Raw genomic sequence first — 405 nt, 5'->3', positions numbered from 1 at the left:
GCATTATTCTCTGCCGGGCCGGGTAAAAAGCGGTCGATCCAGCCGAAGTACGCTTTAACGCGCTTTCTCGGCCACAGCTCCGACGGCATGCCCATCGCATCCCCTAACGCCTGCCCGTAAAGAGCACCGAGAACACGTTCTTGTTTCATTTAACTTCCCCTTGTGTCAGCGCGGCATCGCCATCAACCACCTCAATTGCGGTGATCTCTTTATCCGATTCGCGGAAAAACAGCATAAACAGCACGGCAATCACGGCAATCATGATTGCACCAAACGCCCACATTCCGGCCCAGTTGAAGGTCAGCCCATTCACCGGCTCTTTGTATGCGAACATTTTTTCCATCATCACACCGCCCAGGCGGTAGCCCAGCAGGCTCCCAAAGCCCTGACAGCACAGCGTAATCA

1 protein-coding gene is annotated in these 405 nt (G+C 54.6%); it reads right to left on the bottom strand.

The annotated features are described in order from the left end of the window. Positions 1-145 precede the first annotated feature (145 nt). Positions 146-405: hypothetical protein (locus EN749_RS37310; protein ID WP_210214785.1), on the bottom strand; the 260-nt coding region annotated here is incomplete at its 5' end.

This window comes from Mesorhizobium sp. M7A.F.Ca.ET.027.02.1.1 (assembly GCF_004022985.1).
In the GTDB taxonomy this organism is placed as follows: domain Bacteria; phylum Pseudomonadota; class Alphaproteobacteria; order Rhizobiales; family Rhizobiaceae; genus Mesorhizobium.
Note: the sequence above shows the minus strand (reverse complement) of the source record. Positions and strands in the feature narration are given on the sequence as shown.